Consider the following 4,682-nt stretch of genomic DNA (forward strand, 5'->3'; position numbering starts at 1 on the left):
GTAACGATGAACGAGACAAGCTTCCATGCTCCGACTAGCAAAGGTCCATGCGTATCGAGGTGGTCCGAAAAATCCGAACTGGTTACGCCGCTCATGAAGGCAAACCTCCATTGATGTTGGATTAGCTTAGATTGTTGACTTGCTAGTCCGAGGTCGACAGTTCGGAGGCCACGCCACATCCCCTCCCTTCAGCGTCCGGTGATGGCGGTACAGGAGCCCCTTCCCTGATGCGGGGGTGATCCCCCGCCGATGATCCTCGCGATCCGTAGGAGGTGGAGGCCGCGTGCAACAACACCGCGGTACACGTCCGTCTTGGTGGCGGCAGGGCCGGGGAGGCTGGCGAATTCCGACCTCCGCTATTCCCGCGGAAAATCCAAAATTCATGATCACGTCTCGCGGAAGCGGTTGATCGCTTCCAGATGGCGGGTCCGTATCGCGTTGTCGCGCACGCCGAGGCCCTCCTGCGGCGCGAGGCACAGGACCGCGACCTTGCCCTGGTGCAGGTTGCGGTGCACCTCGTAGACGGCCTGGCCGGTCTCGTCCAGTGGATACACCCGTGACACGGTCGGATGAACCAGCCCCTTGGTGATCAATCGGTTGGCCTCCCAGGCCTCGCGGTAGTTCGCGAAATGCGACCCCACTATCTTTTTCAGATTCATCCAGAGATAGCGGTTGTCGTAGGAGTGGACGAAGCCGCTGGTGGAGGCGCAGGTGACGATCGTTCCGCCGCGGCGGGCCACATAGACCGAGGCGCCGAAGGTCTCCTGTCCGGGATGCTCGAAAACGATGTCCGGATCCTCCCCGCCGGTGAGCTGCCGGATCTTCTTGCCAAAGCGCTGCCATTCCTTCGGGTTCTGGGTGTGCTCATCCGTCCAGAACCGGTAGCCTTCCGACGTCCGGTCGATCACCAGCTCGGCGCCCATCCTGTGGGCAATTTCGGCTTTCTCGGAAGAAGAGACAACGCAGACTGGGATGGCACCGCCGCGCACCGCCAGCTGCGTGGCGTAGGAGCCCAGACCCCCGCTCGCGCCCCAGATCAGCACGATATCTCCCTGCTTCATGTCCGCGCCGTTGCGCGACACCAGCTGACGGTATGCGGTGGAGTTCACCAGGCCCGATGCCGCGGCCTCCTCCCAGCTCAGATGCGCCGGTTTCGGCATGAGCTGGTTCGCCTTGACCAGAGCCAGTTCGGCGAGGCCACCGAAGTTGGTCTCGAAACCCCAGATGCGCTGCTCCGGATCCAGTATCGTGTCGTTGTGGCCCTCCGGCCGTTCCAGCTCGACCGACAGGCAGTGGGCCACCACCTCGTCACCTGGCGACCAGGCGTGTACCCCCGGCCCAGTGCGCAGCACGACACCGGCGAGATCGGACCCTACGACGTGATAAGGCAGGTCGTGTCGCTTGCTGAGCGGGGAGAGACGGCCGTAGCGCTCCAGGAAACCGAACGTCGGCAGGGGTTCGAAGACCGACGTCCACACCGTGTTGTAGTTGATCGAGGACGCCATCACGGCGACCAGCGCCTCACCGGGGCCGATCTCCGGTGTCGCGACCTCGTCCAGGTGCAGTGAACGTCGGGGGTCTTTGTCGCGGGATGCGAGCCCACTGAAAATGTTGACGTCTTCCTTTCGGACGACCACTCCCCGGTAGGTCTCCGGCACCCGGAGGGATGTAAAGGCCTCCTTGGGCGTGTCACCGGCGAGAATAGCTGACCTTATTTCTTTCACGGTCGAACTCTCCTATACGATGCCGACATCGAGCAGATGTTCAGTAGACCCGGAAACCCCGCCCGGTCTTGTACCCCAGACATCCGGACCTGACGAGGTCTTCCAGCAGGAGCGTCGGGGTGTACCCGGGTTCGCGGAACTCCCGGTACAGGGCGCGCTGGATGGCGAGTGTCACGTCCAGGCCGATGACATCGGCGAGTTCGAACGGCCCCATCGGGTGTGCGCAGGCGACCTTCATGGCTGTATCGATCACATCGATATCCACGTAATGGGACTCCAGCATCTTCACCGCGTCATTGAGATATGGGAACAGTAGGGTGTTGACGATGAAGCCGGCGCGGTCGGCACACCGGACCGGGTACTTGCCCGCCGTCCTGGCCACGTCGAAGACAGTCGCGGTCACGTCGTCCGCGGTTACGATGGTCGGCACGATCTCGACCAGGCGCATCTTCTTCGCTGGGTTGAACCAGTGCATACCGACCACATCCTGCGGGCGGGACGTGGCGGTGGCACACTCGATCACTGGCAGCGAGGACGTGGTCGTCGCGAGGACCGCTCCCGGGCGTGCAACCGTGTCGAGTTCAGCGAACAGCGCCCGTTTGACGTCCAAGTCCTCAACGACCGCTTCGATGATGAGGTCACACTCGGCGAGGACGGACAGATCGGTCGAAGCTCGAACCCGTGCCAGTGTCGAAGTACGCTCGTCCGATGAGATCTTTCCCCGTTCGACCGCTTTGTCCAGTGACCGCTCGATCTTCGTCCGGACAGCGGCGATTTTCTTCTCGCTCCGTGCACGGAACACCACCTTGTAGCCATGGTGGGCACAGACCTCGATGATTCCGCTGGCCATGGTGCCGGTGCCGACCACGCCGATCGTGTGCACCGGCCGTCCTGGGACCGCGAAGAAGCCGAGTTGGGGTGGTTCGACCATGTCGACGATCTCGGAGGAGTAAGGGGCGGCATAGGTGTAGAAACCCCGCCCGGTCTTGCGGCCGAGCATGCCGGCGGTCACTAGCTGCTTGAGCAGCGGGGCCGGTGCGTGCAGGTGGTCGCGGGAGGTGTGATAGATCGAGTCGAGAATCTCGTACGCGGAGTCGAGACCGATCAGATCGAGCAGTGCCAATGGGCCCATCGGGTGACCGCAGCCGAACCGCATGGCGGCGTCGATGTCCTCACGGGTGGCGTAGCACGCCTCCAGCATCCGGACAGCGCTGTTAAGGTACCCGAACAGCAGGGCGGTCACGATGAAACCCGCCCGGTCCCCGGCGACCACCGCGGTCTTTCCGACCTTCGCGACGAGCGTCCCGACATCCTCCAGTACAGACGGGTCGGTGACCGCAGTATGGATGATCTCGACCAGGCCCATGACCGGTGCGGGGTTGGACCAGTGGGTCCCGACAACCCGGGAGGGGCGTGAGGTAGCGACGGCCAACGTGATGATTGGCAGGGAGCTGGTGTTCGTCGTAAAGATCGTCTCTGGCGGACACAGCCTGTCCAGCTCGGCGAAGAGCCCGAGCTTCTTCTCGATCCGCTCGGGAATCGCCTCGATGACCAGCTGGCAGTCGGCCACGGCCTCGATCCCGGTTCCGGCCTGGATACGGGCGAGCAGGGCGTCCCGCTCGACCTTGGTCAACTTGCCGCGGCTCATCGCCCGGTCCGTGGAGTGCCGGATCCGATCGAGCCCACGGGCCAGCGTCTCGTCGTTGAGCTCGACGCCGACCACCTCGATGCCGGCGCGCGCCATTACCTCGGCGATGCCGGCGCCCATCGTGCCGAGCCCGACAACTCCGACCTTCGTGCCGTTGAGCTGGATATCCATCAGGTCACCGGTGGACGATCCGGTGCGCTCGCCCCGGATTCTTCACTATTATCCCCATCAATTGCGCCCTGTCTGGGGCGATGCCCCAATGCTCCGGACGGAAGCCGTCGACAATCCGTGTGGTTATCAGGTCGAACACCTCCGCGTTGAGGCGCACCAGGCTGCGGTGGGCATCCCCGGTGCGGCTGACCAGGCCGGCCTGCTCGAGTACCTCGATGTGCTTGCAGACCGTCTGCACGTCGGCCTTGCACCACTCGGCGAGCTCGCCGACCGTGGCGTCGCCGTCGCTCAGCCGCTCGATCAGGTCACACCAGGGCGGATTCGCAAGAGCCTCGAAGATCTGAAACATGATCCTGACCTTCCCCTGCAACCACGATACATCAGCTGATTCGTTTACGATAGCCCACCGAGTGGCCCATGTCGTCAACTGTACGGATGAATATGGGCGTCCTCGGGGCGACGCGTGAGGCCTGCGGTCACCTATGGTCTGGCGGCGCGGTGGCGAACATGATCATTTTTGATGACGGACGGTCCGCCCGAACCCGCCGTGGTTGGCGCTGGAAGCCAAGGGATGGCAGGACGACCTGCAGCTTCGCGACTGTCGCCAGACGGCGGCGGTTGGCGCTAGGAACGTCTCTCTGTAACGGGCAACTGGCTGAGTGGTTGCGATCTACGTGATCGCTTGTGATCGCTCGAGTCTCGCCTGAGGTGCTCGGAAGTGGTGTGTTCCGCCGGGTGCGTGGTTCGGTGTCGGCCGACTGCGCTGCGACCGGGTCTTCCGCCTGCCCGCCCCGCCCGCCGAAGGCGTCCGGCCGGCCACCCCGCCACGGCCCCGGCAGCCCACCCGGCCACGCCAACCGACGACAAGCGATCATCCAACCGGTCGGGAAGACCACGGACAGGTCAACGACCGCAGGACCTGAAGGACCGACAAGTTAAACGACAAGGTGCGCCACGAACGTGGAAGGGAGTGAATTGTAGGAAGAGCTTCTGACTGCGGTGCTGTGTAGCAGATGAAGGATTTGGCCCTTCGGAGTCGCTCTGCGCGGAACTTGTCAAGATTTTTAGGACAAGATTCTTTGTGAACTAGCCTGTGTTCCGTCCCTGTCGTGATCTCGGTCGAGGGATGACTTCTGATC

3 protein-coding genes are annotated in these 4,682 nt (G+C 63.3%); all 3 read right to left on the minus strand.

Annotated elements, in window-relative coordinates; all coding sequences use genetic code 11:
* Positions 1–386: 386 nt before the first annotated feature.
* The 3 genes from ccrA to BMG523DRAFT_RS21790 are packed head-to-tail and all read right to left on the minus strand — an operon-like array spanning position 387 to position 3,892.
* Positions 387–1,724 carry a crotonyl-CoA carboxylase/reductase gene (gene ccrA / locus BMG523DRAFT_RS21780; protein WP_011435450.1) on the minus strand — a complete coding sequence of 446 codons (1,338 nt, stop codon included), beginning with the start codon at positions 1,722–1,724 and terminating at the stop codon, positions 387–389.
* 40 nt (positions 1,725–1,764) lie between these two features.
* Positions 1,765–3,543, minus strand: a complete 1,779-nt coding sequence (locus BMG523DRAFT_RS21785) for a 3-hydroxyacyl-CoA dehydrogenase family protein (RefSeq protein ID WP_011435451.1) — start codon at positions 3,541–3,543, stop codon at positions 1,765–1,767.
* A gap of 4 nt (positions 3,544–3,547) precedes the next feature.
* Positions 3,548–3,892 (minus strand): helix-turn-helix domain-containing protein, encoded by a 345-nt coding sequence (locus BMG523DRAFT_RS21790; RefSeq protein WP_023841291.1) that lies wholly within the window; start codon positions 3,890–3,892, stop codon positions 3,548–3,550.
* Positions 3,893–4,682 lie beyond the last annotated feature (790 nt).

This window comes from Frankia sp. BMG5.23, from assembly GCF_000685765.2.
Taxonomy (GTDB): Bacteria; Actinomycetota; Actinomycetes; order Frankiales; family Frankiaceae; genus Frankia; species Frankia casuarinae.